We start from the raw sequence: 3,222 nt of genomic DNA, 5'->3' as shown, positions 1-3,222 counted from the left end.
GAATTAAAAAAGGGTCTTACATTTGCACCCCGCTAAACAGGTATGAAGATGTTTGTTAAGTGTGGGTTAATAAAGAGTAAACGTTCCTTGTAAGATATTGTTTTTGTCACCGAGAAAAAAGATTTTGATTTTTTTCAAAAGAAAGTTGTCGGTTTAAAAAACAGTTGTATATTTGCAGCCGCTTAGGCAAACAGTAACATGTTTGACAGGCGTTACCGGGAGACCGGTCAGGAATATAGAAGTTCATTTGACATATTGTGGAGACAGCGTAAAAGGGATGAAGAGGGAAACTTTTTTGTTCCGATAGAATTACGAAAACAACATACAGAAAGATTTTTATTTTAGGATGAGAGTCGGGGCCGGGAAAAACAATCTAAGGTTGATAGACTTATAATATATAATGAAACAACGATGAAGAGTTTGATCCTGGCTCAGGATGAACGCTAGCGGCAGGCCTAACACATGCAAGTCGAGGGGTAACAAGTCTAGCTTGCTAGATGTTGACGACCGGCGCACGGGTGCGCAACGCGTATACAATCTACCCCCTACTGTGGGATAGCCCAGAGAAATTTGGATTAAGACCACATAGTACTATATTACGGCATCGTATTTATAGTTAAAGGTTACGGTAGGGGATGAGTATGCGTCCCATTAGTTAGTTGGCGAGGTAACGGCTCACCAAGACCGCGATGGGTAGGGGCCCTGAGAGGGGGATCCCCCACACTGGTACTGAGACACGGACCAGACTCCTACGGGAGGCAGCAGTGAGGAATATTGGACAATGGACGAGAGTCTGATCCAGCCATGCCGCGTGCAGGAAGAATGCCCTATGGGTAGTAAACTGCTTTTATACGGGAAGAAAAAGGGGCACGTGTGCCCCACTGACGGTACCGTAAGAATAAGGACCGGCTAACTCCGTGCCAGCAGCCGCGGTAATACGGAGGGTCCGAGCGTTATCCGGAATTATTGGGTTTAAAGGGTCCGTAGGCGGGCCGATAAGTCAGTGGTGAAAGTTTGCAGCTCAACTGTAAAATTGCCTTTGATACTGTCGGTCTTGAGTTATAGTGAAGTTGCCGGAATATGTAGTGTAGCGGTGAAATGCATAGATATTACATAGAACACCGATTGCGAAGGCAGGTGACTAACTATATACTGACGCTGATGGACGAAAGCGTGGGGAGCGAACAGGATTAGATACCCTGGTAGTCCACGCCGTAAACGATGGATACTAGCTGTCCGGGTCCTTGAGACCTGGGCGGCCAAGCGAAAGTGATAAGTATCCCACCTGGGGAGTACGTTCGCAAGAATGAAACTCAAAGGAATTGACGGGGGCCCGCACAAGCGGTGGAGCATGTGGTTTAATTCGATGATACGCGAGGAACCTTACCAGGGCTTAAATGCATTTTGACAGGGGTAGAGATACCTTTTCCTTCGGGCAATTTGCAAGGTGCTGCATGGTTGTCGTCAGCTCGTGCCGTGAGGTGTCAGGTTAAGTCCTATAACGAGCGCAACCCCTACCGTTAGTTGCCAGCGAGTCATGTCGGGGACTCTAACGGGACTGCCGGTGCAAACCGTGAGGAAGGTGGGGACGACGTCAAATCATCACGGCCCTTACGTCCTGGGCCACACACGTGCTACAATGGCCGGTACAGCGGGAAGCCATGCGGTAACGCAGAGCGGATCCACAAAACCGGTCACAGTTCGGATCGGGGTCTGCAACTCGACCCCGTGAAGCTGGAATCGCTAGTAATCGGATATCAGCCATGATCCGGTGAATACGTTCCCGGGCCTTGTACACACCGCCCGTCAAGCCATGGAAGCTGGGAGTGCCTGAAGTCCGTCACCGTAAGGAGCGGCCTAGGGCAAGATCGGTAACTAGGGCTAAGTCGTAACAAGGTAGCCGTACCGGAAGGTGCGGCTGGAACACCTCCTTTCTAGAGCGTCGACCTAAGAATTTTGAAGGCCCCGACACCTCGTTCTAATATATAGTCAATCTGTAAGTTAAAAGAAGCAAGTCTCCACATTAATAATATATAATACTTCTTTTGGTACGAAGTACTAAGAGTGGTAGGGACAGTCCCATAGCTCAGCTGGTTAGAGCGCTACACTGATAATGTAGAGGTCGGCAGTTCGAGTCTGCCTGGGACTACAAATTGCATCTTTTGTTAGATGCGCACGTTCATAGAGATAAAAAAGGAAATTTTGGAAGTTGAGTTACACGTTATGGTGAGCCGTTAGGACTGTTAACTTATAACGGTGCGACGCACACTGAAGAAATAACGGGGGATTAGCTCAGCTGGCTAGAGCGCCTGCCTTGCACGCAGGAGGTCATCGGTTCGACTCCGATATTCTCCACCAGGTAATGTTTAGGGATATTAATTTATCGCGACGTATTACATGAGGAGCCACAGGGATAATTTTTGATTATCGGTGGTGACTCGCCACAAGTTCATTGACATATTGGGACAGGATGTATATTTTAGGATATACATACTGAAAAAGAAGAAAACACGAATTTTTTAAGTAAAGAGTACGAAATACGAATAGAATAAAAGGTCTGGCGACAAGCTAGATAAGGGCGTATGGGGAATGCCTAGGCTCTCAGAGGCGATGAAGGACGCGATAAGCTGCGAAAAGCTGCGGGGATCGGCACACACGATATGATCCGCAGGTATCCGAATGGGGCAACCCAGCATGTTGAAGACATGTTATCCGTAAGGAGGCAAACCCGGTGAACTGAAACATCTAAGTAGCCGGAGGAGGAGAAAACAAAAGTGATTCCGGGAGTAGCGGCGAGCGAAACTGGATTAGTCCAAACCGTACATGTTCCGGCATGTGCGGGGTTGTAGGACCGCGACATTCGAACAGTAATGAACTAGAACAAGTTGGAAAGCTTGGCCGAAGACGGTGATAGCCCGGTATAGGTAAAGACCTGCAAGATAGCGGTATCCTGAGTAGCGCGGGGCACGTGAAACCCTGTGTGAAACCGGCGGGACCATCCGCCAAGACTAAATACTCCTGAGAGACCGATAGTGAACCAGTACCGTGAGGGAAAGGTGAAAAGAACCGTGAACAACGGAGTGAAAAAGATCCTGAAACCATACGCTTACAAGCGGTCGGAGCCCTTCGGGGTGACGGCGTGCCTTTTGCATAATGAGCCTACGAGTTACTTTTACTAGCAAGGTTAAGGACTTCAGGTCCGGAGCCGTAGCGAAAGCGAGT

2 tRNA genes and 2 rRNA genes (1 of these 4 running past the window's edge) are annotated in these 3,222 nt (G+C 48.5%); all 4 read left to right on the top strand.

Features of this window, described 5'->3' with window-relative positions:
- Positions 1-408 precede the first annotated feature (408 nt).
- A 16S ribosomal RNA gene (locus tag HW347_RS20455) occupies positions 409-1,934 on the top strand.
- 141 nt (positions 1,935-2,075) lie between these two features.
- A tRNA-Ile gene (locus HW347_RS20450) sits at positions 2,076-2,149 on the top strand.
- Positions 2,150-2,281: 132 nt separating this feature from the next.
- Positions 2,282-2,358 (top strand) — tRNA-Ala (locus HW347_RS20445).
- Between the two features lie 202 nt (positions 2,359-2,560).
- Positions 2,561-3,222: ribosomal RNA gene (locus HW347_RS20440) — 23S ribosomal RNA — on the top strand; it runs 2,174 nt beyond the window's last position.
- Together the 16S and 23S rRNA genes with 2 tRNA genes alongside form the textbook arrangement of a ribosomal RNA operon.

The organism is Zobellia barbeyronii, assembly GCF_018603515.1.
Taxonomy (GTDB): domain Bacteria; phylum Bacteroidota; class Bacteroidia; order Flavobacteriales; family Flavobacteriaceae; genus Zobellia; species Zobellia barbeyronii.
Note: the sequence above shows the minus strand (reverse complement) of the source record. Positions and strands in the feature narration are given on the sequence as shown.